Source organism: Pantoea sp. UBA4549, from assembly GCF_002387285.1.
In the GTDB taxonomy this organism is placed as follows: Bacteria; Pseudomonadota; Gammaproteobacteria; order Enterobacterales; family Enterobacteriaceae; genus Pantoea; species Pantoea borealis.
The window spans coordinates 699,206-724,504 of record NZ_DGLH01000009.1; the positions used below are offsets into that span (position 1 = coordinate 699,206).

At 58.1% G+C, this 25,299-nt stretch carries 24 protein-coding genes; 1 reads left to right on the forward strand and 23 read right to left on the reverse strand.

Translation table 11 applies throughout. The features are described 5' to 3' along the window. Positions 1–22: 22 nt before the first annotated feature. From cobB to lolC, 4 genes are all read right to left on the reverse strand, one after another. Complete coding sequence (cobB, locus tag B3041_RS10010; protein WP_065649575.1) at positions 23–856, reverse strand: Sir2 family NAD+-dependent deacetylase; 834 nt, start codon at positions 854–856, stop codon at positions 23–25. Positions 857–1,001: 145 nt separating this feature from the next. Next, positions 1,002–2,246: a lipoprotein-releasing ABC transporter permease subunit LolE gene (gene lolE, locus B3041_RS10015; RefSeq protein ID WP_292972022.1), complete on the reverse strand. Its 1,245-nt coding sequence runs from the start codon at positions 2,244–2,246 to the stop codon at positions 1,002–1,004. Further along, entirely contained in the window at positions 2,243–2,947 is a 705-nt protein-coding gene (lolD, locus tag B3041_RS10020) for a lipoprotein-releasing ABC transporter ATP-binding protein LolD (RefSeq protein ID WP_292972025.1), read from the reverse strand. Before lolD ends, lolE begins: the two co-directional genes overlap by 4 nt. Further along, positions 2,940–4,139, reverse strand: a complete 1,200-nt coding sequence (gene lolC / locus B3041_RS10025; protein WP_065649578.1) for a lipoprotein-releasing ABC transporter permease subunit LolC — start codon at positions 4,137–4,139, stop codon at positions 2,940–2,942. The genes lolD and lolC overlap by 8 nt, the downstream gene beginning before the upstream one ends. A gap of 378 nt (positions 4,140–4,517) precedes the next feature. Here lolC and mfd point away from each other — a divergent pair, with 378 nt between their 5' ends. Further along, positions 4,518–7,970 (forward strand): transcription-repair coupling factor, encoded by a 3,453-nt coding sequence (gene mfd, locus B3041_RS10030; protein WP_292972028.1) that lies wholly within the window; start codon positions 4,518–4,520, stop codon positions 7,968–7,970. A gap of 66 nt (positions 7,971–8,036) precedes the next feature. Here mfd and B3041_RS10035 read toward each other — a convergent pair whose 3' ends face one another. From B3041_RS10035 to plsX, 19 genes are all read right to left on the reverse strand, one after another. Continuing rightward, complete coding sequence (locus B3041_RS10035; protein WP_039383872.1) at positions 8,037–8,579, reverse strand: glycine zipper 2TM domain-containing protein; 543 nt, start codon at positions 8,577–8,579, stop codon at positions 8,037–8,039. A gap of 289 nt (positions 8,580–8,868) precedes the next feature. After that, a complete protein-coding gene (locus B3041_RS10040; RefSeq protein WP_065649580.1) occupies positions 8,869–10,173 on the reverse strand; it encodes an NAD(P)/FAD-dependent oxidoreductase in 1,305 nt (434 codons plus the stop codon). Between the two features lie 243 nt (positions 10,174–10,416). Next, the gene (gene nagZ / locus B3041_RS10045) at positions 10,417–11,457 is read right to left on the reverse strand and encodes a beta-N-acetylhexosaminidase (RefSeq protein WP_065649581.1); all 1,041 of its coding nucleotides are present in this window, start codon (positions 11,455–11,457) and stop codon (positions 10,417–10,419) included. Positions 11,458–11,472: 15 nt separating this feature from the next. Next, positions 11,473–12,294: a thiamine kinase gene (gene thiK / locus B3041_RS10050; RefSeq protein ID WP_292972035.1), complete on the reverse strand. Its 822-nt coding sequence runs from the start codon at positions 12,292–12,294 to the stop codon at positions 11,473–11,475. Beyond that, positions 12,275–12,874, reverse strand: a complete 600-nt coding sequence (gene lpoB / locus B3041_RS10055) for a penicillin-binding protein activator LpoB (RefSeq protein ID WP_065649583.1) — start codon at positions 12,872–12,874, stop codon at positions 12,275–12,277. The genes thiK and lpoB overlap by 20 nt, the downstream gene beginning before the upstream one ends. 11 nt (positions 12,875–12,885) lie before the next feature. After that, complete coding sequence (locus tag B3041_RS10060) at positions 12,886–13,251, reverse strand: YcfL family protein (RefSeq protein ID WP_065649584.1); 366 nt, start codon at positions 13,249–13,251, stop codon at positions 12,886–12,888. A 17-nt stretch (positions 13,252–13,268) separates the two neighbouring features. Next, complete coding sequence (gene hinT, locus B3041_RS10065) at positions 13,269–13,619, reverse strand: purine nucleoside phosphoramidase (RefSeq protein WP_065649585.1); 351 nt, start codon at positions 13,617–13,619, stop codon at positions 13,269–13,271. 179 nt (positions 13,620–13,798) lie between these two features. Continuing rightward, positions 13,799–15,232 (reverse strand): PTS glucose transporter subunit IIBC, encoded by a 1,434-nt coding sequence (ptsG, locus tag B3041_RS10070; protein WP_065649586.1) that lies wholly within the window; start codon positions 15,230–15,232, stop codon positions 13,799–13,801. Positions 15,233–15,513: 281 nt separating this feature from the next. Further along, positions 15,514–16,305 (reverse strand): metal-dependent hydrolase, encoded by a 792-nt coding sequence (locus B3041_RS10075; protein ID WP_292972040.1) that lies wholly within the window; start codon positions 16,303–16,305, stop codon positions 15,514–15,516. Positions 16,306–16,320: 15 nt separating this feature from the next. After that, positions 16,321–17,313 carry a DNA polymerase III subunit delta' gene (gene holB, locus B3041_RS10080; RefSeq protein WP_065649588.1) on the reverse strand — a complete coding sequence of 331 codons (993 nt, stop codon included), beginning with the start codon at positions 17,311–17,313 and terminating at the stop codon, positions 16,321–16,323. Then, a complete protein-coding gene (tmk, locus tag B3041_RS10085) occupies positions 17,310–17,945 on the reverse strand; it encodes a dTMP kinase (protein ID WP_065649589.1) in 636 nt (211 codons plus the stop codon). The genes holB and tmk overlap by 4 nt, the downstream gene beginning before the upstream one ends. After that, positions 17,935–18,954 carry an endolytic transglycosylase MltG gene (gene mltG, locus B3041_RS10090; RefSeq protein WP_065649590.1) on the reverse strand — a complete coding sequence of 340 codons (1,020 nt, stop codon included), beginning with the start codon at positions 18,952–18,954 and terminating at the stop codon, positions 17,935–17,937. Before mltG ends, tmk begins: the two co-directional genes overlap by 11 nt. Next, positions 18,951–19,763, reverse strand: coding sequence for an aminodeoxychorismate lyase (pabC, locus tag B3041_RS10095; RefSeq protein WP_065649591.1), 813 nt, complete (start codon positions 19,761–19,763; stop codon positions 18,951–18,953). Before pabC ends, mltG begins: the two co-directional genes overlap by 4 nt. A gap of 115 nt (positions 19,764–19,878) precedes the next feature. After that, complete coding sequence (fabF, locus tag B3041_RS10100) at positions 19,879–21,120, reverse strand: beta-ketoacyl-ACP synthase II (protein ID WP_065649592.1); 1,242 nt, start codon at positions 21,118–21,120, stop codon at positions 19,879–19,881. An 84-nt stretch (positions 21,121–21,204) separates the two neighbouring features. Further along, positions 21,205–21,441, reverse strand: a complete 237-nt coding sequence (gene acpP / locus B3041_RS10105; protein WP_039383843.1) for an acyl carrier protein — start codon at positions 21,439–21,441, stop codon at positions 21,205–21,207. Positions 21,442–21,594: 153 nt separating this feature from the next. Next, entirely contained in the window at positions 21,595–22,329 is a 735-nt protein-coding gene (fabG, locus tag B3041_RS10110; protein ID WP_065649593.1) for a 3-oxoacyl-ACP reductase FabG, read from the reverse strand. Between the two features lie 10 nt (positions 22,330–22,339). Next, on the reverse strand, positions 22,340–23,272 hold the full coding sequence (fabD, locus tag B3041_RS10115; RefSeq protein WP_292972052.1) for an ACP S-malonyltransferase: 933 nt from the start codon (positions 23,270–23,272) through the stop codon (positions 22,340–22,342). 16 nt (positions 23,273–23,288) lie between these two features. Then, positions 23,289–24,242 (reverse strand): beta-ketoacyl-ACP synthase III, encoded by a 954-nt coding sequence (locus B3041_RS10120; RefSeq protein WP_292972055.1) that lies wholly within the window; start codon positions 24,240–24,242, stop codon positions 23,289–23,291. Next, entirely contained in the window at positions 24,243–25,283 is a 1,041-nt protein-coding gene (gene plsX, locus B3041_RS10125) for a phosphate acyltransferase PlsX (protein WP_065649596.1), read from the reverse strand. It abuts the gene before it with no gap. Positions 25,284–25,299 lie beyond the last annotated feature (16 nt).

Sequence of the window (25,299 nt, forward strand, 5' to 3'; positions counted from 1 at the left end):
GGGCGCCGCACGGGCGCCCGGTTTAGTGCACCAGGCTCTCCAGCAGGCGCTGCACAAATGCCGGTACCACTTCGCTTGCCAGACCATACTTTCCTTCAGCAAACTCATTGCCCACCTGACTCGGCTCCAGGTTCAGCTCAACCGTGTGCGCACCCTGCAGCGTGGCTTCATGCACAAAGCCGGCGGCGGGATAGACATGCCCTGAGGTGCCGATGGCGATAAACAGATCGACCTGCTGCATCGCCTCATAGATCTCTTCCATGCCGAGCGGCATTTCGCCAAACCATACTACATGCGGCCGCAGCCGGGCCGGAAACTGACAGCAGGTGCAGCGATCGTCTGCAGTGACGTCGCTATACCACGTCACCACCTGGCCGCTCTCTTCACAGCGTACTTTCAGCAGTTCACCATGCATATGCAGCACGCGCTGGCTGCCGGCACGCTCGTGCAGATTGTCGATGTTCTGTGTGACCAGCAGAAAATTATCGCCCAGCGCCTGCTCCAGTTCTGCCAGCGCCAGGTGCGCGGCGTTAGGCTGGATCTCCGGCTGCTGCAGCTGCTGGCGGCGAATATTATAAAAGCGCTGAACCAGCGCCGGATCGCGACGGAATCCTTCCGGGGTGGCGACATCTTCAATGCGATGCTCTTCCCACAGGCCGTCAGAGGCGCGAAAAGTCCGGATACCTGATTCGGCCGAAATGCCGGCACCGGTCAGCACCACAACGCGCGGCAGCGGATGCGCGGCGAGTTCAGCGCTGCGATCGCGCTCAAAAATGCGCTGGCGAAAGCGCTGATGCACTTTACGGCGGTTTTTCCTGTCGCGGGCGAGTCGTAGGCGGCGGCGCTGTATGCGCATAAAAACTCCTTGATCTGCGGCGCGGTACGCCGTGTTTCGGGTGTTGTAGTGGGCAATGTTGTCCCGATAATAACGACTGCGCGGCGATACCGCCCTGCGCAGACGCTGAATCTGTACGCAGCCGCCGGAGCGGCTGCCAGGATGGCTACTGACCGCTCAGCACACGGGCCGGGTCGAGGCGGCTGGCGCGCCGGGCCGGATACCAGCTGGCAATCAGGCTCAGCACGATAGCGGTTGCCAGTACAGTGACAACATCAAGCCAGTGCAGTTCCGATGGCAGGAAGTCGATAAAGTAGATATCGCCTGCCAGCAGCGTATGCCCGGTCAGATGTTCGATGCCGCGCATCACCGGCGTCAGGTTCAGCGCCACCAGCACGCCGGTGACCACGCCGCTGACGCTGCCCAGCAGACCCGCCAGCAGCCCGTACCAGATAAAGATAGCGCGGATAAGCCCATCTTTCGCCCCCAGGGTACGCAGCACGGCAATATCTGCGCTCTTATCTTTGACCGCCATCACCAGGGTGGAAACGATATTGAAACAGGCGACGCCAATCACCAGCACCATCGCCAGATACATAATGGCGCGGATCATCTGGATATCGCGATACATGTAGCCGTAGGTGCCAATCCAGCTTTTGATGTAAACATAGGCGTGGGCTACCTCACCGGCCGAGCGCACCAGCTTTTGCGCCTGAAACGGATCGTGCATCTTCAGCGCGATACCGCTGACGCTGTCGCCCAGACCCAGATAACGCTGCGCATCCGCCAGCGGCACCAGCGCCAGGCTGTGATCGAGCATACCGCTCAGCTGCAGAATACCGCTGACCTGCAGCCGGATGCGCTTCGGCTGCTGCAGCTTATTGTCCGCGCTGCTGTTCGGGATCATGATGGTGATCCAGCTGCCCTGCTTCACGTTCAGCGATTTGGCAATGCCGCCGCCTAAAATAATCTGCTGTTTGCCGGCAGCAAACTGTGACCAGGCGTCGCCAGCGACAAACTGCGGCAGTGCGCTGAGTCGCGACTCCTGCTGCGGATCAACCCCTTTTACCTGCAGCGCCTGCAGCCTGGCCCCGCTCTCGATCAAGCCGGTAAAGTTAACATAGGGCGCCGCCGCCGCGATGCCGGACACCTGCTCCATCGGAGCTATCAGGGATTGCCAGTCGCGCAGCGGTCCGTCGACCGGCTCAATTTCACCGTGCGGAACGACAGCCAGAATGCGGTTATTCAGCTCACGCTCAAAACCGTTCATCGCGCTGAGGCCGATGATCAGTACGGCCACGCCCAGCGCGATCCCCACGGTGGAGATCACTGAAATCAGCGATACCATGCCGCCACGCCGCCGGCCCCGGCTGAAACGCAGCCCCAGCAACAGTGAGAGAGAAGAGGTCATGCCTCAGCTCCCAGCGTCAGGCGATCGCTCAGCTGTCCGTCACGCATTTCCATCTGCCGCGTCAGGCGTTTTGCCAGCTGCAGATCGTGTGTTACCACCAGAAAAGCGGTGCCCTGACGCACGTTAAGCTCGCCCAGCAGTTCAAATATTGCATCGGCGTTGCGCGCGTCGAGGTTACCGGTTGGCTCATCCGCCATCACCAGACGCGGACGGTTGACCAGCGCCCGGGCTATCGCCACACGCTGCCGCTCGCCGCCTGACAGCTCAGAGGGACGATGCGCGGCGCGCTTCTCCAGTCCGACCGCCGCCAGCATTTCACGTGCGCGGCTCTCTGCTTCCGCTTTGGCCGTTTTGCCAATCAGCAGCGGCATCGCCACGTTTTCCAGCGCGCTGAAGTCAGGCAACAGGTGGTGGAACTGATAGATAAAGCCCAGCTCGCGGTTGCGCAGCTCTGCTTTCGCGGAAGCGCTCATGGCATTCAGCGAGCGGCCATCAAACACCACGTCGCCCGAGGTAGGCGCATCCAGCCCGCCCAGCAGATGCAGGAGCGTACTTTTACCTGAGCCGGAGCTGCCGACAATCGCCGTCAGCTCACCGGGCTGCAGGCTGAAAGCCACGTTGCGCAGCACATCGGTCTGCACGCTGCCTTCCTGATAGCGTTTGCACAGGTCGCGACACTGCAACAAAGGGGTATTACTCATAACGTAGAGCCTCAGCGGGTTGAACGGCGGCAGCGCGCCAGGAGGGATAAAGGGTTGAGAGCAGCGCAACCGTCATGGAGACCAGAGCGATAATCACCACCTGCCAGGGATTAATGTCCACCGGCAGCGCCGCGCCCTCAAGAAACAAACCGATGACCGGCATCAGCGTATTCAGCTGGCTGGCCAGCAGCACGCCCAGCAGCGCACCCAGCAGCGCACCAATGATCCCGGCACTCGCGCCCTGCACCATAAAGACCGCGACGATCTGCCGCCGGGTCAGGCCCTGCGTCTGCAGTATCGCCACCTCGCCCTGCTTCTCCATAATCAGCAGACCCAGCGAGGTAATGATATTGAACGCCGCTACGGCAATAATCAGACTCAGCAGCAGCCCCATCATATTTTTTTCCATGCGTACCGCCTGGAAAAGATCGCCTTTGCGCTCGCGCCAGTCTTTCCACACCGTGCCCTGCGGCAGCGGCTGGGTGCTCAGCGTATCCACGCTCAGCGGCTTTTCCAGCCAGAGCCGCCAGCCGGTGATGTTGCCTGCCGGATAGCGCATAACGCGTGACGCATCCTGCTGGTTGACCAGGATCTGATAGCCATCTACTTCACTATTCGCCGCATAAGTGCCGGCAACGGTAAAGATGCGCTGGCTGGGCAGGCGCCCGACCGGAGTAAACTGGCTCACCGACGGCACCATCAGACGCAGCGCGTCGCCCCGCTTCACGCCAAGCTGTGAAGCGAGCTGCTCACCGAGGATCACATTATAGTGGCCCGCCTGCAGCACCTGCTGCTGCGTGTTGACCAGGTAAGGCGTGAGCGGATCGGGTTCGTCCGGGTTTATTCCCAGCATCACGCCAACCGACACATTGTGCGCACTCTGCAGCACCACATCAGCGGTGGTCAGGGGCGCAACGCGCGTGACGCCCTGCAGCTTCAGGCTGTCAGCCGGCAGCTGCTGCGGATCGATACTGCCTTTGTCGCTGGTAATGAGCGCCTGCGGCATCAGCCCCAGGATATTTCCCTCCAGCTCACGCTCAAAGCCGTTCATCACCGACAGCACGGTCACCAGCGCCATCACGCCCAGGGTAATGCCGATAGTGGAAAGCCAGGAGACGAAGCGACCAAAGCGGTCTGAAGCCCGTCCACGCATGTAGCGTAAACCGATAAATAGCGCAACTGGTTGATACATGAGTTCCGTTCTGGCCATTGCCTGATAATAAGGTAGAGGGATGATAATGGAGCCGCCTGCTTTATGAAACCTCTAACCCACTGAGTGATGAGCGAAGTTGCATCAAAATGCGTCCCTGCCGCGTCACAGGCCAGATTTCTCTCGCAGCGGCCGGCGCGGCCGGTCACACGGGCGAACAAAAGCTGTACGAACGGCTGCAGCGGGCGGCGCGCGCATACCATCACTGGCATATCGGGACTATTATATCTGTCAGGCTGATAGCGCGGAGTCGCTGTCGCTCCCTTCCGGCCTGCCTGCGGGCACAATGGAGAGATGATCATCAGGGCGGTTTATGGAATGATGACGCCCTGAAATACAAGGAGAGCACGTCGAGACCCTATGTCGGAACAGCATCGTTATACCCTGCCTGCCAAAGCAGGAGACCATCGTCAGCTCGGCCAGCTGGTCGGCGCCGCGCAGGCGGTTGAGTGCGCCAGTATCACCGAACGCCATCAGGGTCCGGTGTTGATGATCACCCCGGATATGCAATCCGCGCTGCGGCTGCAGGAGGAGATCCGTCAGTTTACCGACCTGCCGGTCATTAACCTGCCGGACTGGGAAACGCTGCCTTACGACAGCTTTTCGCCCCACCAGGATATTATTTCAGCACGCCTCTCTACGCTTTATCAGCTGCCGATGCTGGCACGCGGCATGCTGATCCTGCCCGTGAATACGCTGATGCAGCGCGTCTGCCCGCATAGTTTTCTGCACGGGCATGCGCTGGTGATGCAGCAGGGACAAAAACTGTCACGCGACGCGCTACGCGATCAGCTGGAGCAGGCGGGTTATCGCCACGTCGATCAGGTGATGGAGCACGGCGAATACGCCACGCGCGGTGCCCTGCTCGATCTCTTCCCGATGGGCAGCGACCAGCCCTATCGCATCGACTTTTTTGATGATGAAATCGACAGCCTGCGCCTGTTCGACGTTGACAGCCAGCGCACGCTGGAATCAGTGGACGCAATCAACCTCCTGCCGGCGCACGAATTTCCCACTGACAAAGCGGCGATTGAGCTGTTTCGCACCCGCTGGCGCGAGATTTTCGACGTGCGCCGCGAGCCGGAGCATATCTATCAGCAGGTCAGTAAAGGCACGCTGCCCTCCGGCATCGAATACTGGCAGCCGCTGTTTTTTGAGCAGCCGCTGCCCACGCTGTTCAGCTACCTGCCCGCCAGCACGCTGGTGCTGAACTGTGGCGATCTGCCCGGCAGCGCGGAGCGCTTCTGGCAGGATGCGCACGCGCGCTTTGAAAACCGGCGCATCGATCCGATGCGTCCGCTGCTGGAGCCGGCCACGCTCTGGCTGCGACCCGATGCGCTGCTCAGCGAACTGAAAGACTGGCCGCGCATGCAGCTCACGGCAGAAACGCTGCCGGAAAAAGCGGCCAATACCAACCTGGCGTATGAACCGCTGCCGGAACTGACCGTGCAGGCCCAGGCGAAAGCCCCACTCGATCTGCTGCGCCAGTTTCTGGAGCAGTTTAGCGGCCAGGTGATTTTCTCGGTAGAGAGCGAAGGCCGGCGGGAAAGCCTGCAGGAGCTGCTGGCGCGCATTAAGCTACGCCCTCAGCCGGTTGAGCACTTCAGCGAAGCAGCGGCTCAGCCCTACAGCCTGATGATAGGCGCCAGCGAGCGTGGCTTTATTGATACGTTACGCGGCCGCGCGCTGATCTGTGAAAGCGATCTGCTGGGCGAGCGCGTCAGCCGACGCCGGCAGGATAACCGCCGCACCATCAATCCGGACGTGCTGATCCGCAACCTGGCGGAGCTGCATCCCGGGCAGCCGGTGGTGCACCTGGAGCACGGCGTCGGACGCTATATCGGACTCACCACGCTTGAGGCCGGCGGGATTGTGGCGGAGTACCTGATGCTCTCCTACGCCGGCGACGCCAAACTTTATGTGCCGGTCTCCTCACTGCATCTGATCAGCCGCTACGCCGGCGGCGCCGATGACAATGCGCCACTGCACAAGCTTGGCAGTGATGCCTGGTCACGCGCGCGGCAGAAAGCGGCAGAAAAAGTGCGCGATGTGGCGGCGGAACTGCTGGATATCTACGCCCAGCGTGCCGCGAAGAGCGGCTACGCCTTTAAGCACGATCGCGAACAGTACCGGCTGTTCTGCGAAGGCTTTCCGTTTGAAACCACGCCGGATCAGGCGCAAGCGATTAACGCCGTGTTGAGTGATATGTGCCAGCCGCTGGCGATGGATCGCCTGGTGTGTGGCGACGTGGGCTTTGGTAAAACGGAAGTGGCGATGCGCGCGGCGTTTCTGGCCGTAGAGAACACCAAGCAGGTGGCGGTGCTGGTTCCCACCACCCTGCTGGCGCAGCAGCACTATGATAACTTCCGCGATCGCTTTGCCAACTGGCCGGTGCGTATCGAGATGCTGTCACGCTTCCGCAGCGCTAAAGAGCAGGCGCAGGTACTGGAGCAGGCGAGCGAAGGCAAAATCGATATTCTGATCGGCACGCACAAACTGCTGATGAGCGATCTCAAATGGCGCGACCTCGGGCTGCTGATTGTGGATGAAGAGCACCGCTTTGGCGTGCGGCATAAAGAGCGCATCAAGGCGATGCGCGCCGACGTCGATATCCTGACGCTGACCGCCACACCGATTCCGCGTACGCTGAATATGGCGATGAGCGGAATGCGCGATCTGTCGATTATCGCCACGCCGCCCGCCCGCCGCCTGGCGGTAAAAACCTTTGTGCGTGAATATGACAGTCTGGTGGTGCGTGAAGCGATTCTGCGCGAAGTGCTGCGCGGTGGCCAGGTTTACTACCTCTATAATGATGTGGAAAACATTGAGAAAGCGGCGCAGCGGCTGGCGGATCTGGTGCCGGAAGCGCGTATCGCAATTGGTCACGGCCAGATGCGCGAGCGCGATCTGGAGCGGGTGATGAACGATTTCCATCACCAGCGTTTTAATGTGCTGGTCTGTACCACCATTATTGAAACCGGTATTGATGTACCCAGCGCCAACACCATTATCATTGAGCGTGCCGATCACTTTGGTCTGGCACAGCTGCATCAGCTGCGTGGCCGCGTGGGTCGTTCGCACCACCAGGCCTACGCCTGGCTGCTGACCCCCCACCCCAAAGCGATGACCACCGATGCCCAGAAGCGGCTGGAAGCGATCGCTTCGCTGGAAGATCTTGGCGCCGGCTTTGCGCTGGCGACGCACGATCTTGAAATTCGCGGCGCCGGTGAGCTGCTGGGTGAAGATCAAAGCGGTCAGATGGAGAGCATCGGCTTTACGCTCTATATGGAGCTGCTGGAAAACGCGGTGGATGCGCTGAAAGCGGGACGTGAGCCGTCGCTGGAAGATCTGACCAGCAATCAGACCGAGATAGAACTGCGGATGCCGGCGCTGCTGCCGGATGATTTCATTCCCGATGTCAGCACCCGTCTTTCACTCTATAAACGGATTGCCAGCGCCGCCGACGAGCAGGACCTGGCTGAACTGCGGGTAGAGATGATTGACCGCTTCGGTAAACTGCCTGACGCCGCGCGCAATCTGCTGGATATTGCCGCGCTGCGCCTCGCCGCGCGCGAGCTGGGCGTGCGCAAAATTGAAGCCAGTGACAAAGGCGGCTTCTTTGAGTTTGCCCCACAGAACCAGATCGATCCCGGCTGGCTGATTAGCCTGCTGCAGAAAGAACCGGCACAGTGGAAGCTGGATGGCCCGACGCGGCTGCGCTTCACGCGCGATCTGACTGAACGCAAGCTGCGCATGGAGTGGGTTCAGGAGTTTATTACCGAACTGGCAAAGCACCGGCTGCCGGCAGGCTGATACACAATAAAAAAGCGCCTTACGGCGCTTTTTTTATCTGGTTTGCTGTGAAATAGCTTTGCCCAATCAGGCCTGATTCGAATTCAGGATGAGCTGACCATTACGGTCAAGCGGGATGCGGGTGCCAGGGTCATTCTCCATGCGGATTTTGCCCTGCTGGTCGCCTATTTTATAGGTCACATCATAACCCAGCATCTTTTCCTGTTTACTGTATACCGTTCTGCAGCGCTGTTCGCTGGTGGTGTAGGTATCCCGCTCCTGCAGCGCGCCCTGCACCTGATTACCGCCGTAGCCGCCGGCCAGCGCACCCGCTACGGTAGCCACATCGCGACCGCGACCGCCGCCGAACTGATGACCCAGCACGCCGCCAGCGACGGCACCCAGCACAGAACCGGCAATGCGGTTCTCATCCTGTACCGGACGACGGTGCGTCAGCGTAACGTTACGGCACTCCTGACGCGGCTGTTTAATACTCTCTTTAATCGGGGTGGCTGACAGCACCTGAGCAAATTGCGGACCGCGATCAAACACGTTCATGCTGGCGACCGCCGCCACGCCCAGCGCTGCTGCTACGCCGATTCCGATACCCGCAAGCATTGATTTATTCACAGGAATATCCTCCTGACAGTGTTACCGCGCATTCCCGTCGCTACAGGCTGTAGCGGAGGCATAACCGGCGTGCGCGCCGCGCCGTGTTCCTGAAGATAAGTTTTGCAGATGGTCCGGAATTGCAACATCAGATTAATGGAGGAAACGCAGCATAAGCGCAGCAGGGCCAGCTTTTAGGAGAGTTCCGAGCAGCAGGCTGAAGGCAGGTATTCTTACGGTGAACTGATGATTTGCAGCGATGTAATGACGGTAAAACAGGCGCGGGCGACATCATGTCGCCCGCGATTAATTAGTGCAGTTTAAGTCGCGGACGCAGTACGCGGTTCAGACTGCCGACCAGCATCATTAACCCGGTCTTGAAGTATCCATGGAGCGCAATCTGATGCATACGATACAAAGAGATATAGACAAAGCGCGCAATACGCCCTTCCACCATCATTGAGCCGCGCATCAGGTTACCCATCAGGCTGCCTACCGTGGTAAAGCGCGACAGCGAAACCAGCGAGCCGTGATCTTTATAAACATACGCTTTCAGCGGCTTACCTTTACGCTGCGCCAGGATGTTATCCAGCACGCGCGACGCCATCTGATGTGCCGACTGCGCGCGCGGCGGTACGAAGCCACCATTGGGCAGCGCACAGGAGGCGCAGTCGCCAAGCGCATAGATATTTTCATCGCGCGTGGTCTGCAGCGTCTCTTTTACCACCAGCTGGTTAATGCGGTTGGTCTCCAGACCGCCAATCTCTTTCATAAAGTCAGGCGCTTTGATGCCTGCTGCCCACACCATCAGATCGGCAGCAATATACTCACCCTCTTTGGTGTTAAGCCCTTTAGCATCGGCGCTGGTCACCATGGTCTGCGTCAGAACGCGCACGCCCAGTTTGGTCAGCTCCTGATGCGCCGCTGCAGAGATACGCGGCGGCAGCGCGGGCAGAATGCGTTCACCCGCTTCCACCAGCGTGACGTTGAGCGCGCTGCTGTCGAGGCCTTTGTAGCCGTAGCTGTGCAGCTGCTTCACCGCATTGTAGAGTTCAGCGGAGAGCTCCACGCCGGTGGCGCCGCCGCCAACAATGGCGATATTCACTTTCTGCAATTCGCCTTCGCTGGCGGAAAAACGCAGGAACTGATTCAGCATCTCATTATGGAAGCGACGCGCCTGATGCGGATTGTCGAGGAAGATGCAGTGATCTTTCACGCCCGGCGTACCAAAATCGTTGGACGTACTGCCCAGCGCCACCACCAGACGGTCCCACGCCAGCTCACGCTGTGGCACCAGAATCTCACCCTGAGCGTCGCGGATTTCTGCCAGTTCAATGGTTTTGCGGTCGCGGTGGATCTGCGTCAGCGATCCCAGCTGAAACTGAAAGCCGTGGTTACGGGCATGGGCCAGATAGCTCAGCGCATCGATGCCCTCATCCATAGAACCGGTCGCCACCTCATGCAGCAGCGGTTTCCAGAGATGACTGTGGTTACGGTCAACCAGAATAATCTCCGCTTTTTTGCTGCGGCCCAGCTTATGCCCCAGCTGCGTTGCCAGCTCCAGGCCGCCGGCACCTCCGCCAATAATGACGATCTTTTCCACGGTTGTAGTCAATGCAGACCCCTCAAAGTTGTAAACCAAAGGTTAATTAATGGTTAAATAAAACCTTAATAAACATAGGGTTGGCGATAGTTAATCGCGTGCTGAGGGCAGAATATCACGCCGGCAGAACCAGATCATAAGGAAATTGATGCAGATCAATCTTTCACGGGGATTATCAGAATGTTACACATTTTGTGAATAGCATCACACGACAAACGCCGCATTCACAGAGCGGAACGCGGCGTTTCGACATGCTTACGGCTGCGCGTTATGTGCCAGCCAGCGCGTCTGCAGATCGCTGAGCTGACGCTGATTCTGGCGCCAGCGCGCGCTGTCCTGTAGCGCATCCAGCGAGTGCCGGCCGCGATGCCAGAGCCGCGCAATACGCTCTGCCGGACCCGCCTGCAGATTATCCAGTACGCTGATTGCGCCCGCCCGCTGGTTGCAGACCAGGATCATATCGCACCCGGCATCCAGCGACTGCTGCGCCCTTTCGGCATAGCTGCCCATCACGGCAGCCCCCTCCATCGACAGATCGTCGGAGAATATCACGCCGTCAAAGGCGAGCTCCTGACGCAGTACCTGCTGCAGCCAGTAAGGCGAGCCGCTGGCGGGCAGCGGATCCACATCGGTATAGATAACGTGGGCTGGCATCACCGCATCCAGCAGCTGTTCACTGATGAGCTGCTGAAAAATAGCCATATCGTGCTGGCGCAGCGTGGCTGCATCGCGCGTGTCGCGCGGTGTCTCTTTATGCGAATCCGCGCTGACCGCGCCGTGGCCGGGAAAATGTTTACCGGTGGTTTTCATACCGGCTTCGCGCATGCCATTAATAAAGCGCCGTGCGATCTGCAGCGCAATGGCAGGGTCAGCATGAAACGCCCGATCGCCTATCGCAGCGCTGATGTGTCCGATATCCAGTACCGGAGCAAAACTGATATCAATATCAAGCCCGGTCATTTCTGCCGCCATCTGCCAGCCCGCCTGCTGCGCCAGTTCGCCTGCCGTAGTCAGATCGTGCAGGGCAGCAAAGGATTGCATTGCCGGCAGCTGTGTAAAGCCTTCACGGAAACGCTGCACGCGTCCGCCTTCCTGATCAACCGCCACCACCAGCCGGTTGCGGGAAGCAGCGCGGATCTGACGCACCAGCTCGCGGAGCTGAGCAACGTCATGAAAGTTGCGCGTAAACAGAATAAGTCCGCCCACCAGCGGGTGCTGCAGTATTTCGCGCTCTTCGGCGTCCAGCGTGTAGCCCGCAACGTCCAGCATCAGCGGGCCGGGTGCATTGATTGTCATAGCTCTGTTCCTGAGTTAAATATCCTGCCAGCTGGCCTGCGCCAGCTGCTGTAAAGTTGCCTCTCCGCTCTGCTCGGCGCGCAGCTGATACCAGCTCGCCATCAGCAGCTGCAGCCACGGCTGCCAGCGCGCTATCTGACGCGCCAGCACGGCGCCATCCATTTGCGTCAGTGCGGCATACTCTTCTGTCCACGCCGCGGCCTGCGCCGGTGCCCCTGCGCAGAGGGCAGCCAGTTCCAGCGCCACGTCGCCATCGGCCGCATACTCCCAGTCAATCAGCCTTAGTCCGGCCGGCGTGGCGATCACATTACCCGGGTGGACGTCCATATGCAGCGGCGCAAGGCGCAGCGGGCGCGGTTCACCCTGTCGCTGCAGCCGCTGCAGCCGCTTCAGCCAGCGCCAGTGCCGCTGACGGCAGCGCTGCCAGTAGTGCTGCAGCAGAGGCAGCAGCCGCAACGGATAACCGGTCAGCGGCTGCCGGTGCAGCGTACTGATCAGCGTCACTATTTGGCTGCGCTGCGCGTCAAAGCCGGCAGGCGTCAGCGCCTCGCCCGACAGCCAGCGCTGCAGCAGCCAGGGAGTCTGCCAGCTGAGCGGTTCAGGCCCAAGGCCGGCCTCGCGCAGCTGGCGCAAAATACGGTACTCGCGCTGCCGGTTAACAAAGGGTATGGGCTGCAGGGGTATGCGCCGCGCCAGCAGCGTATCCTGCTCGCCCGTGATTTTAAAACTGTTGCCGCTCAGCCCGGGCAGCGCGAAAAAATTGCCGGCGGCGGATGCCGTCGGCCACTGTTGCTGCACCAGATGAACCAGCGCGGGATCAGGGTTGTGTTGCACCATTACCTGACCAGATGATTTCGCCGGTCTGTACCAGCATCAGCTGCATCTGCAGCGTGGGTGACTTCACCTCGCCTTTCGCATTGCTGTAAAGCACATACTGCGCATTGACGATGCGCGCCAGGCCAATCGCTTTGCTGCGCGAATTCAGACTGTCTTCCGGTGAGAGGCCCAGCGTCTGCCGCGCCTGATTCAGCTGGTCATCAGACACCAGGGTGAATTTGCCGTTATTTGCCAGCGCGTTCTGAATCGCACTGGTGGCTTTTTCTGTCTGCAGCGCGCCATTGGTGCTGTTTTTAAGGCGATCAACCAGCAGCACGCTGCCCGGATTCACCCCGGCAGACTGTACCATGTTTGCCACCAGCGGCGAGACGCTGGCGCTCCAGTTAATGGTCTTTAACTTAGGCGGCTGCGGCACATTTTGCGGCGGCGGCACGGGTTGCGGTTCCGGCTGCGGCTCCGGCTGAACCGGGGTCGTCGGCTGTGTCGGTTCGACCGGTGCCGGCGTCTGCTGTTTTACCACACAGCCGGTAAGCATCAGCGCAAACAGTAGCGCGCCAGAACGTTGAACACTGCGGATCACGGGGTTACTCCTTAGAGATAAAGATAAAGCCGCACTTTGCTGGCGGTGAGATTGCCCATTTGCGAAGCCACCACTACGCTGCCGTGTGCGGGAACAGTTTGCGTCTGTGCCGGCTCCTGTGGCTCAATTTCCAGTCCTTTATCGTCATACCAGTAAAAACGATAATGCACCGTAACAGGCGCTTCACGCAGATTTTGCAGCGTGCTGGCCGCCTGCAGCTGTCCGTCGCGGCTGGTAAGCTCTGGCTCGTCAGTAATGATCCCCGCAGACAGCACGGATGACTCCATCACCAGCGATTGCGAGGTATTGATCATCGGTTTATCACTACTGCAGCCTGCCAGAGTCAATAATAGCAGGCCACTCAGCCATTGACGCATATCAGGTCCGCCTGAGGTTATTGAGCAAGCATCGGGCCCAGGGGTTCACCACCCACCAGGTGCATATGTATATGATAGACCTCCTGACCGCCGTGGCGATTGCAGTTCATGATCAGGCGGTAGCCATCTTCAGCAATACCTTCATCGCGGGCAATTTTCGCCGCCACGGTGATCATCCGTCCCAGCGCATGTTCATGTGCTGGCTTAACATCGTTTGCCGTGGGGATCAGCACATTAGGGATAATCAGTACATGAACCGGCGCTTTCGGTGCAATATCGCGAAAAGCAGTGACCAGTTCATCCTGGTAGATAATATCGGCCGGAATTTCACGGCGAATGATTTTACTGAAAATAGTCTCTTCAGCCATGGTGCGGTTCCTTTTTACCTGAGTCAGTCTGGCAGTATGCGCGAGAAAATCCGTTTCGTTCAACCTTCTCCGGGCTTTTCTTCACTGACTGACTGCTTTTACAGCGTCATGCTGAAAAACAAAAACCCCCTCACGGGAGGGGGTTTTTAGTGACTGCACATACTGTCGCTGCAAAGGTGTTACATACTGCGGATGTAATCATCCATTTCTGTTTTCAGGTTATCTGATTTAGTGCCAAAGATAGCCTGTACACCGGAACCGGCCACCACCACGCCGCGGGCACCGAGGTTTTTCAGTTCAGCCTGATCAACCTTCGCCACATCGGCTACGCTGACGCGCAGACGGGTAATACAGGCGTCCAGGTTGGTAATGTTCTCTTTGCCGCCAAAGGCGCTGACCAGCTTGCCCGCCATTTCGCTGCCGGTAACGCTGCTCTGCTCAATCGCGGTATCTTCACGACCCGGCGTTTTCAGATTCAGTTTTGTAATCAGCACGCGGAAGACGGTGTAGTAAACCAGGCCGTAGATGATGCCAACAATCGGGAACAGCCAGATTTTGCTGCTGTTGCCGCTCAGGACGATAAAATCGATCAGGCCGTGTGAGAAGCTGGTACCGTCACGCATGCCCAGCAGGATACAGATAGGGAACGCCAGACCGGCCAGAATCGCGTGGATCACGTAGAGGATCGGTGCCACGAACATGAAAGAGAACTCAATCGGTTCGGTGATCCCGGTCAGGAACGAAGTCAGCGCGGCAGAGATCATGATACCGCCGACTTTGGCGCGGTTCTCAGGCTTCGCCGAATGCCAGATAGCGATAGCCGCAGCCGGCAGACCATACATTTTAAACAGGAAGCCACCAGAGAGTTTACCGGCAGTAGGATCTCCCGCCATATAGCGCGGAATATCACCGTGGAATACCTGGCCGGCCGCATTGGTGAACTCACCAATCTGCATCTGGAAAGGAACGTTCCAGATATGATGCAGGCCGAAAGGCACCAGCGCACGCTCAATCACACCGTAGATGCCGAAGGCCACAACCGGATTCTGATACGCCGCCCACTGCGAGAAGTCCTGAATCGCGGTACCAACCGGCGGCCAGATAAACGACAGCACAATACCGGTAAAGATCGCGGTCAGACCCGAAATAATAGGGACAAAGCGTTTACCCGCAAAGAAGCCGAGGTACTCAGGCAGCTTGATGCGGTAAAAACGGTTAAACATATAGGCAGCGATCGCACCGGCAATGATCCCGCCCAGTACGCCGGTGTCCGCCAGATGTTTCGCTTCTATCTCGGCAGCAGGGAGATGCAGCACCAGCGGTGCCACAACGGCCAGCGTTTTGACCATGATGCCGTAGGCGACAACCGCCGCCAGTGCTGACACGCCGTCGTTATTGGTAAAGCCCAGCGCCACACCAATCGCAAAAATCAGCGGCATGTTGGCAAAAACGGACCCGCCTGCCTCGGCCATGACGTGGGAGACCACTGCCGGCAGCCAGCTAAAGTTTGCAGAACCAACACCTAACAAAATACCGGCAATCGGCAGAACCGATACCGGCAACATCAGCGATTTACCTACTTTCTGCAGGTTCGCAAATGCGTTCTTGAACATAGAAGCTCCTGAGTATGAGTGCATAGTTGCGCGATGCGCGTGGCTGCGGGGGAGGTTCCGCAGCCGGATGACGCTGAGCGTCTTTTGATTTATTACGAAGAGTAAAATAAATGGGTGCGCGTTACTTTGACGGCTATCACGTTTCCTCAATGATAGCGCGCAGCTTTCAGCACTTTCTGACTGACCTGCCGGATAATAGCGCAATAAAACACTGCCTGTTTCGGGTTTAACCTGATACAGGCAGTTCGTTACGGATTAATTACAGCGTTTGAAATAAAGGCTCAGGCACCCAGACGCGCCATAGGGATATGAAACAGGCGTGAGAAATTCTGCGTGGTAGCAGCCGCCAGGGTCTTAATATCCACCCCTTTCAGCACTGCCATATAATCGGCCACGTCACGCGTAAAGGCAGGCTGATTCTCTTTGCCGCGATGCGGCACCGGAGCCAGATAGGGCGAATCCGTCTCAACCAGCATACGATCCAGCGGCACAAAGCGCGCGGCGTCGCGGATCTGCTCTGCATTACGGAATGTCAGAATGCCGGAGAAAGAGATATAAAAACCGAGATCCAGAAGTTTTGCTGCGGTTGCACGATCTTCGGTAAAACAGTGCAGCACGCCGCCACACTTCTCAACCTGCTCTTCGCGCAGGATCGCCAGCGTATCATCGCGGGCTTCCCGGGTGTGCACAATGATCGGCTTATTCAGTGCAATACCGGTGCGAATATGTTCGCGAAAAGCAGCCTGCTGCTGCGCTTTGGTCTCCTGCTGATAGAAGTAGTCGAGGCCGGTTTCCCCCAGCGCCACTACCTGCTCCTCTGCGGCCAGGCGGCGGAACTCCGCCACATCCCAGGGTTCCTCCTGGTTCAGCGGATGAACGCCGCAGGCCAGCGCAATATTCTGCCGCTCGCCCACCAGCGCTTTGATGCGATAGTAGTCCGGCAGCGTGGTGGCAATCGCCAGCATAAATTTTACGTCGCGCGCGGCGGCTTTGGCGATAACGTCATCCAGGTCGCGGTGCTGGTTTTCATAGTCAAGGCCATCGAGGTGGCAATGGGAATCAACAATAAACATAATTTTCTCAGATAATTACGGGCTGATGACAGGCGGTGCCAGTAAACGGCTCCAGGCCAGCAGCCGGTCGGTCAGAATAAGTTCGCGGTTAAGCGATGCAACGTGCAGCAGCTGTTCGCGACAGGCTATCCACTGCTGCACACTGCTGTTCAGGGCGTTGCTGTTCAGCTGACGGGCCAGCGCGGTCACAACATCAGGCCGATCGCCATTACTCAGCCACGCCGCTGCACCCTGCTGCATTTTCATGGCGTCCACCAGCAGCGAGATGAGCCAGCCCAGACGATCGGCCACGTCGTCACTGTTCAGCGCAGGCAGCAGCTGCAGAATGTCGTCATTCAGCGCCGTGAGCAGCGTATCGCATAGCGTCTGACGCATCTGCCAGCGGGCGGGCTGCAGCAGCGCCAGCGCTGCGGCAGGCGCCCCCCCGCTCAGTCGCAGCGCAGCGCGCAGCGCCGCTTCCGGCTGTGTCACTTCACGGCCCAGCCAGGCGAGGCTCTGCGACTCCTCCGGCGGGATCAGCGGCCAGCTGAGACAGCGGCTGCGCAGCGTGGCCAGCAGCCTGGATGACTCCCGCACGCTCAGGAAGAACCAGCAGTTTGCGGGTGGCTCTTCCAGCGTTTTCAGCAGCGCACTGGCAGCCGCTTCCGTCAGCTGGGCAGCATCCGGCAGCCAGACCACCTTCGCACCCCCCTGCTGCGCAAAATGATAGAGCTTTTCCGTCACGTCGCGCACGGCATCAACACCCAGCGACGCTTTTCCTTTTTCTGCTTCCAGCCGGTACCAGTCCGGATGCGTATGCGCCTGCATCAGTTCACAGCCGTGACATGCGCCGCAGCTTTTAGCCCCTTCACGCTGCTGGCACATCAGCCAGCGGCTGATGCCCCATACCAGCGCATCGTCTCCCATGCCCTCAGGTGCCTGCAGCAGCAGCGCATGATGCGCCACGCCCTCCTGATGGCGGGCAATAATCTGCCGGTAGGGCTGATTCAGCCACGGATACCAGTTCATGGGCGCTGCCCGGCCAGCCAGCGATGCAGGGCAGCTTTAAGTGACGTTGTCACCTCATCAATAGGCTGCGTTGCATCGACAGTCACGATGCTGGTGTCCGCCTGCGCCAGCGCCAGATAGCGTGCACGGGTGCGTTCGAAAAAGCGCAGCGACTCCTGCTCAATGCGATCCAGCGCGCCACGGGCCCGGGCGCGCTGCAGTCCGATTTCCGGCGTCACATCAAGGTAGAGCGTCAGGTCGGGACGAAAATCGCCCAGCACCGCATCACGCAGCGTGGTCATCAGCGCGGCATCCATTTCACGTCCGCCGCCCTGATAAGCCTGCGAGGAGAGATCGTGACGATCGCCCACTACCCACGCGCCGCGCGCCAGCGCCGGCTTGATCACGTTTTCTACCAGCTGCACCCGGGCAGCATAGAGCATCAGCAGCTCAGCTTTGTCGGTAACCTGTTCGCCTTCAATACCCTGCTTCACCAGCACCCTAAGCTGTTCGGCCAGCGGTGTGCCGCCCGGCTCGCGGGTGAATACGATGTCGCTGATGCCGTGCTGCTGTAAAACGTCCACTACCGCATCGCGCGCCGTGGTTTTACCCGCGCCTTCCAGTCCTTCAATGACAATAAACTTACTCTTCATTTTTTTCCTTCAGCGCCTGGCGGTAAGCCTGCACCGCCCGGTTATGGCTGGCGAGATTCGTGGTAAAAGTATGCCCGCCCTTGCCATCCGCGACAAAATAGAGATAGCTGCTCTTTTCCGGATGCGCAGCGGCTTCCAGCGAGGCGCGCCCCGGCATCGCAATCGGTCCGGGCGGCAGGCCGCTGATGCTGTAGGTATTATAGGCGGTCGGCGTATCGAGATCTTTGCGCGTCAGCGTGCCGGTATAGCGCTCGCCCATTCCGTAGATCACGGTGGGATCGGTCTGGAGCTTCATCCCGGTGCGCAGACGATTAATAAACACAGACGCTACCCGCGCGCGCTCTTCGCTTACGCCCGTCTCTTTCTCGATAATTGACGCCATTGTCACCAGCTCCCGCGGATCTTTATAGGGCAGATTCGCCATACGCTTCTGCCAGACCTCATCGACCAGCTTGTTCATGCGGGTGTGTGCACGCGTCAGTACTGCAACGTCCGTGGTATTGGCAGTATAGAGATAAGTATCGGGATAGAAGCTGCCCTCGAGCTGTGCAGCCTCCAGCTTCAGCGCTGCCGCCACGCTGGCAAAACTGTCATCTGCGAGCGTATGCTTCAGATAAGGCGCTTTACGCAGCTCGCTCAGCCACTCACTGAGGCGTGAACCTTCGATAAAACGGAGCGGGAACTGCGCCTCTTTACCGCTGGCCAGAAGCTGCAGCAGCTGACGCACGGTCATGCCCTGCTCCAGCCGGTAAGTACCCGCTTTGAACTCTGCCAGCGCCGGATGCAGCTTCAGCAGCGGTCCAAACCAGATACTGCGCGGAATAATATGCTGACTCTCCAGCTGCGCTTCCAGCACTACGCGTCCGCTACCCGCCGGCAGCGTATAAAGAGTTTCCTGGTGAATGGTCAGCGGCGCGTCTGCCAGGCGCTCTGTCTGCCAGTAGCTAAACGCGGCAGCGGCAGCAGCGATCGCTGCCACACCCGCAATAATTTTTTTGGTTCGACTCATGTTACGTCCATTTTCTGGCAACAGGTAAAAAGTTGCTGATACAGCGTGCGTTCAGTGAAAACGATGTCATCGATTTGCCGCACCGGCAGCACCGGCATCAGTGCATTACAGATCACGACTTCGTCAGCGCCGAGGACCGCTTCACGCGGCGCGCTGACTTCCTGGCAAGCCTGGCCGCTGGCCGCCAGCTGTGCCATCAGAAAACGTCGCATAATGCCGTTTACGCCCGCCTGATCCAGATGGGGAGTAAAAATCCGGGTGCCGCTGCGCCAGAACAGATTGGCAGCGCAGCATTCTACCACGCATCCCGCGGTGTCCAGTACCAGCGCCTCGTCTGCATCGGTTTCATCAAGGTGGTGGCGAATCATCACCTGCTCCAGCCGGTTGAGGTGTTTGATGCCTGCCAGCAGCGGATTACGGGCCAGGGGCACCGGACTGGTGACCAGGCTCGCACCCTGCTGCTGCAGTGTAGCGTAATGCTGTGGCCAGGGTGACAGTGAGAGGATGCGCACAGGAGCCTGACAGCCGCGCCGGCTGTAGCCCCGTCCGCCGGAGCCCGGCGTGAGGATGATCTTGAGCACCGCCCGGGCATGCCCCTGCGCAATACGCCGCATTTCATCCGCCAGCAGCGACAGATCAGGCATCGGCAGCAGAAGCTGCCTGCACCCCTGTTCCAGACGCTGCAGGTGCGCCTCAGCCATCACGACTCTGCCGTTATGCACGGCGGCCGTGGTAAAACAGCCATCGCCAAACTGAACGGCACGATCGCTGGCCGGCAGCATTGTTTGCGGAATACCGTTAATCCACACCGCGCTCTCCTCAGACAGTCAGCCCTGAAATGATCTCATCAGCCCGGATAGGTGCGCTGAAGAGCAGATCAGAAAAAAGGCCCGCATTGCGGGCCTCTGTTCGGCAGAATAGCGATTATACCTTGCGGAAAATCAGCGAGCCGTTTGTGCCGCCAAATCCAAAGGAGTTACACAATGTATACTCCAGACCGCTAACCTGGCGCGCCGTATGCGGCACAAAGTCCAGGTCACATCCCTCATCCGGATTATCCAGGTTGATGGTTGGCGGAACGACCTGATCGCGCAGTGCCAGAACCGAATAAATCGCTTCTACAGCACCGGCAGCACCTAACAGGTGACCGGTCATTGATTTGGTCGAGCTGACCATAACGCTGTGTGCTGACGCACCAAATACGGATTTCACCGCCTGCGCTTCTGCTTTATCACCGGCTGGCGTAGAGGTGCCGTGCGCGTTGACATAGCCGATCTGTGACGGATCGAGTCGCGCATCACGCAGCGCGTTGATCATCGCTGCAGCGGCGCCTGAGCCATCTTCCGGCGGTGATGTCATATGGTAAGCATCGCTGCTCATGCCAAAACCAATGATTTCAGCATAGATTTTCGCACCGCGCTTTTTGGCGTGTTCATACTCTTCCAGTACCACAATACCGGCACCGTCACCCAGTACAAACCCGTCACGATCTTTATCCCACGGACGGCTGGCCGCCTGCGGATTGTCGTTTCGCGTTGAAAGCGCACGTGCCGCACCAAAACCGCCCACGCCCAGAGGCGTACTGGCTTTTTCCGCGCCACCTGCCAGCATCACATCAGCATCATCATAAGCGATAATACGTGCAGCGTGGCCGATGTTATGTACGCCTGAGGTGCAGGCCGTAGCGATCGAAATACTTGGGCCTTTCAGGCCGTACATAATGGTGAGATGACCGGCGACCATATTAACAATGGTAGAAGGTACAAAGAATGGACTGATTTTGCGCGGGCCGCCTTTAACCAGCGAGCTGTGGTTCTCTTCAATCAGACCCAGTCCGCCAATACCAGAACCAATAGCCGCGCCAATACGTCCGGCGTTCTCATCAGTTACGACCAGACCGGAGTCCGCCATAGCCTGAATGCCAGCCGCAATACCATACTGGATGAAATCGTCCATCTTGCGCTGATCTTTCCGCGAGATGTACTCATCACAATTAAAATCTTTCACCAGGCCCGCAAAACGCGTTGCATAAGCACTGGCATCAAAATGGTCGATCAGGGTAATGCCGCTCTGACCGGCAAGGAGAGCACTCCAGGTAGACTCTACGGTATTGCCGACAGGAGACAACATGCCAAGACCGGTCACAACTACACGACGCTTAGACACGTTCGTCCTCCAGGGAGGGAAAAATAACGCAATGTGGGGCAAACATAAAACTCAGGCGGTCATAAGACCGCCTGAAGATATTCATTAGCCTTGATGGCTAGTGACGTAATCGATCGCTGCCTGAACGGTAGTGATTTTCTCAGCTTCTTCGTCTGGAATTTCAGTATCAAACTCTTCTTCCAGAGCCATTACCAGCTCAACGGTGTCAAGAGAATCTGCACCCAGGTCTTCAACGAAAGAAGCAGTGTTAACCACTTCGTCTTCTTTAACGCCCAGCTGCTCAGCTACGATTTTCTTAACGCGTTGTTCGATATCGCTCATACTATTTAATTTCCTATCAAAACTCGCTTTCGCGATGGTTTTCGTAGTGTATAAAATGGTGAAAAAGATGCAACAAAATCCCGGCTGGTCGAACCACGATTTTGCGCTATTCTGCGGTGTTTACCGCAAATAATGCAAATGATTTCGTGATTATCAGACCATGTACATGCCGCCATTGACGTGCAGCGTTTCACCTGTGATGTAGGCTGCTTCGTCAGAGGCTAAGAATGCAACAGCATTAGCAATTTCCTGCGGGTCGCCTAAACGGCCTGCAGGCACTTCTGCCAGAATGCCCGAGCGCTGATCTTCATTCAGTGCACGCGTCATGTCCGTCTCAATAAAGCCCGGTGCCACGACGTTTACGGTAATGCCACGTGACGCGACTTCACGCGCCAGTGATTTGCTAAAGCCAATCAAACCCGCCTTTGCTGCAGCGTAGTTAGCCTGACCCGCGTTACCCATGGTTCCAACTACAGAACCGATGGTGATGATACGGCCCACACGTTTTTTCATCATGGCACGCATGACCGCCTTGGACAGACGGAAAACTGATGTCAGGTTGGTATTAAGAATATCATCCCACTCATCATCTTTCATGCGCATCAGCAGATTGTCACGCGTGATGCCTGCATTATTGACTAAAATGTCCACTTCGCCAAATTCAGCACGTACTTTTGCCAGCACTTCATCGATAGAGGCTGCATCCGTGACGTTCAGCGCCAGACCTTTACCGTTGTCGCCGAGATAGGCGCTGATGGCTTCAGCACCGCTTTCGCTGGTCGCTGTACCAATAACTTTTGCACCGCGTGCCGCCAGCGTCTCTGCAATGGCCCGGCCAATACCGCGGCTTGCGCCCGTTACCAGCGCAACTTTACCTTCAAAATTCATGATTATCCTCTTATTCCTGAGAGAGTGCTGCAGATAGCGATGCAGGATCGTTGACTGCAGCTGCCGTCAGGCTATCAGCAATACGCTTCGTCAGACCGGTCAGGACTTTGCCCGGACCCATCTCCAGCAGCTGGGTAACACCCTGCTCTGCTATAAATTGTACTGATTCGGTCCAGCGTACCGGGCTGTAAAGCTGACGTACCAGGGCATTACGGATAGCCGCAGCATCACTTTCGCATTTAACGTCAACGTTATTCACGACCGGCACATCTGGCGCGTTAAAGGTAATCTCTTCAAGCGCTACGGCGAGCTTTACAGCGGCGGGCTTCATCAGCGCACAGTGCGAGGGCACGCTAACCGGCAGAGGCAGCGCACGTTTCGCACCGGCTGCTTTACAGGCCGCGCCAGCACGTTCAACCGCGTCTTTGTTACCGGCAATCACCACCTGGCCCGGCGAGTTGAAGTTCACCGGCGAGACCACTTCATCCTGTGCGCTCTCTTCACAGGCTTTGCGAATCGCTTCATCATCAAGACCGATAATCGCCTGCATGGCGCCCGTGCCTTCCGGGACCGCCTCCTGCATCAGTTTGCCGCGCAGTTCGACCAGTTTAATGGCATCAGCAAACGCCAGCACGCCCGCACAAACCAGCGCCGAGTACTCACCCAGGCTGTGACCTGCCAGCAGCACCGGCTGAGCGCCCTGCTTCTGCTGCCAGACGCGGTAAATAGCGACTGAGGCCGCCAGCAATGCTGGCTGTGTCTGCCAGGTTTTGTTCAGCTCTTCAGCGGGTCCCTGCTGAACCAGCTGCCACAGATCGTAACCCAGCGCATCAGACGCTTCGCGAAAAGTCGCCTCAATCTGAGGGTTATCAGCAGCGAGCTCAGCCAGCATGCCAACGGTCTGAGATCCCTGTCCCGGGAAAACAAAAGCTAATTGCGTCATCTGTCCTTCCTGTCAATCAAAAGCGTACCAGTGCAGAACCCCAGGTAAAACCACCACCAAAGGCTTCCAGCAAAATCAGTTGTCCCGGCTTGATCCGGCCATCGCGCACCGCTTCATCCAGCGCGCTGGGGACCGAAGCCGCAGAGGTGTTGCCGTGTCGGTCAAGCGTCACTACCACTTTATCCATGCCCATGCCGAGCTTGCGAGCGGTTGCGCTGATAATGCGCAGATTTGCCTGATGCGGCACCAGCCAGTCAAGCGCGCTGCGATCGAGGTTATTCGCCTGCAGCGTCTCATCAACGATGTGTGCCAGCTCTGTTACCGCCACTTTAAACACTTCATTACCCGCCATGGTGAGATAGGCAGGTTCATCCTGCCGCGCGCGATCCTGATAAGGCAGGGTCAGCAGCTGGCCATAGCGGCCATCGGCGTGCAGATGAGTTGAGAGAATACCCGGCTCGCTGCTCTGTCCCAGCACCACCGCGCCCGCGCCGTCGCCAAACAGAATAATCGTCCCGCGATCGCTGGGATCAAGCGTGCGCGCCAGCACATCGGCACCAATCACCAGCGCATGCTTAACCGCACCGTTTTTAATGTATTGATCGGCAACGCTCAGCGCGTAGGTAAAACCGGCACAGGCGGCACCGAGGTCGAATGCCGCGCAGTCGTTGATCTCCAGCATCTGCTGGATCATGCATGCGGAGCTGGGGAACGCGTGGCTGGATGAGGTTGTGGCAACGATAATCAGGCCAATGTCGCTGGCGGCAACGCCTGCCATTTCCAGCGCGCGCTGTGCGGCGTTAAAGCCCATGCTGGCAACCGTTTCATCGGGTGCAGCAATACGACGTTCGCGAATGCCGGTACGGGTGACAATCCACTCGTCTGAGGTTTCCACCATTTTTTCCAGATCGGCATTGGTGCGGATCTGCTCAGGCAGATAGCTGCCTGTTCCGATAATTTTGGTATACATCTACGCTTTGTCACTCCTGGCTAATACAGCGTCAAGGCGCGCGGCAATTCTTTCGGGAACTTGCTTACGCACCGCCTGCTCTGCCTGTTCTATTGCCACAGCGAATGCCTGAATATTGGCAGCGCCATGGCTTTTGATCACTGTTCCGCGCAATCCTAACAGACAAGCGCCGTTATACTGGTCGGGGTTTAGATGACCGAAACGCCTGATCATACGCTTTTTCAGCCAGCGTCCCAGCAGTTTCAGCCACCACGTCCCTTTATTACTTTCGCCTGACGATTTCAGCAGCGACAAAAACAGCCGCACCACGCCTTCCATCGTTTTTAGCGTTACATTACCGGCAAAGCCATCACAGACCAGCACATCTGTTTTGCCGGTCAGCAGGTCATTACCTTCAAGATAACCAATATAGTTGATCTGAGGGCTTGCTCGCAGAACCGCAGATGCGGTGCGAATCGATTCAAGCCCTTTGGTCTCTTCCTGGCCAATATTGAGCAGCGCAACGCGTGGTTGCCGGATTTCCAGCACCTCTTCCGCCATGACAGCCCCCATGATGGCAAACTGCACCAGCATATCGCTGTCAGAATCGACGTTAGCCCCCAGATCAAGAATGACCGTTTTGCCCTGCTGTTGATGGGGCAGAACGGTCATCAGTGCCGGCCGCGCAATGCCGTCCAGCGGTTTTAACAGGAGTTTAGCCAGCCCCATCAGCGCACCCGTATTACCGGCACTGATGCAGGCCTGCGCTTTGCCATCCACAACCAGCTCCAGCGCCACGCGCATAGAACTGCCACGGCTCTGACGGATAGCCTGTGAAGGCTTCGCATCACTTGCAATAACCGATTCGGCAGGGATAACCTGCACACGCCTCAAAAGTGAGGAATCCGCTTTGGCAAGAAATGACGAGATTGTGTCGGGATCGCCGACCAGAAGAAGAACCAGCTGCGAATGAGAGGCCAGTGCCTGCAAGGCTGCAGGCACTGTCACGCAGGGACCGAAGTCCCCGCCCATGGCATCAACTGCCAGGGTCAAACGTGTCAAGGTATCGCCTTGCGTA

Excerpts from the sequence above, each read along its gene's own strand:
- cobB (WP_065649575.1), bottom strand. The coding sequence starts at position 856 with ATGCGCATACAGCGCCGCCGCCTACGACTCGCCCGCGACAGGAAAAAC.
- lolE (WP_292972022.1), bottom strand. The coding sequence starts at position 2,246 with ATGACCTCTTCTCTCTCACTGTTGCTGGGGCTGCGTTTCAGCCGGGGC.
- lolD (WP_292972025.1), bottom strand. The coding sequence starts at position 2,947 with ATGAGTAATACCCCTTTGTTGCAGTGTCGCGACCTGTGCAAACGCTAT.
- lolC (WP_065649578.1), bottom strand. The coding sequence starts at position 4,139 with ATGTATCAACCAGTTGCGCTATTTATCGGTTTACGCTACATGCGTGGA.
- mfd (WP_292972028.1), top strand. The coding sequence starts at position 4,518 with ATGTCGGAACAGCATCGTTATACCCTGCCTGCCAAAGCAGGAGACCAT.
- nagZ (WP_065649581.1), bottom strand. The coding sequence starts at position 11,457 with ATGACAATCAATGCACCCGGCCCGCTGATGCTGGACGTTGCGGGCTAC.
- thiK (WP_292972035.1), bottom strand. The coding sequence starts at position 12,294 with ATGGTGCAACACAACCCTGATCCCGCGCTGGTTCATCTGGTGCAGCAA.
- B3041_RS10060 (WP_065649584.1), bottom strand. The coding sequence starts at position 13,251 with ATGCGTCAATGGCTGAGTGGCCTGCTATTATTGACTCTGGCAGGCTGC.
- hinT (WP_065649585.1), bottom strand. The coding sequence starts at position 13,619 with ATGGCTGAAGAGACTATTTTCAGTAAAATCATTCGCCGTGAAATTCCG.
- ptsG (WP_065649586.1), bottom strand. The coding sequence starts at position 15,232 with ATGTTCAAGAACGCATTTGCGAACCTGCAGAAAGTAGGTAAATCGCTG.
- B3041_RS10075 (WP_292972040.1), bottom strand. The coding sequence starts at position 16,305 with ATGTTTATTGTTGATTCCCATTGCCACCTCGATGGCCTTGACTATGAA.
- holB (WP_065649588.1), bottom strand. The coding sequence starts at position 17,313 with ATGAACTGGTATCCGTGGCTGAATCAGCCCTACCGGCAGATTATTGCC.
- tmk (WP_065649589.1), bottom strand. The coding sequence starts at position 17,945 with ATGAAGAGTAAGTTTATTGTCATTGAAGGACTGGAAGGCGCGGGTAAA.
- mltG (WP_065649590.1), bottom strand. The coding sequence starts at position 18,954 with ATGAGTCGAACCAAAAAAATTATTGCGGGTGTGGCAGCGATCGCTGCT.
- acpP (WP_039383843.1), bottom strand. The coding sequence starts at position 21,441 with ATGAGCGATATCGAACAACGCGTTAAGAAAATCGTAGCTGAGCAGCTG.
- fabG (WP_065649593.1), bottom strand. The coding sequence starts at position 22,329 with ATGAATTTTGAAGGTAAAGTTGCGCTGGTAACGGGCGCAAGCCGCGGT.
- fabD (WP_292972052.1), bottom strand. The coding sequence starts at position 23,272 with ATGACGCAATTAGCTTTTGTTTTCCCGGGACAGGGATCTCAGACCGTT.
- B3041_RS10120 (WP_292972055.1), bottom strand. The coding sequence starts at position 24,242 with ATGTATACCAAAATTATCGGAACAGGCAGCTATCTGCCTGAGCAGATC.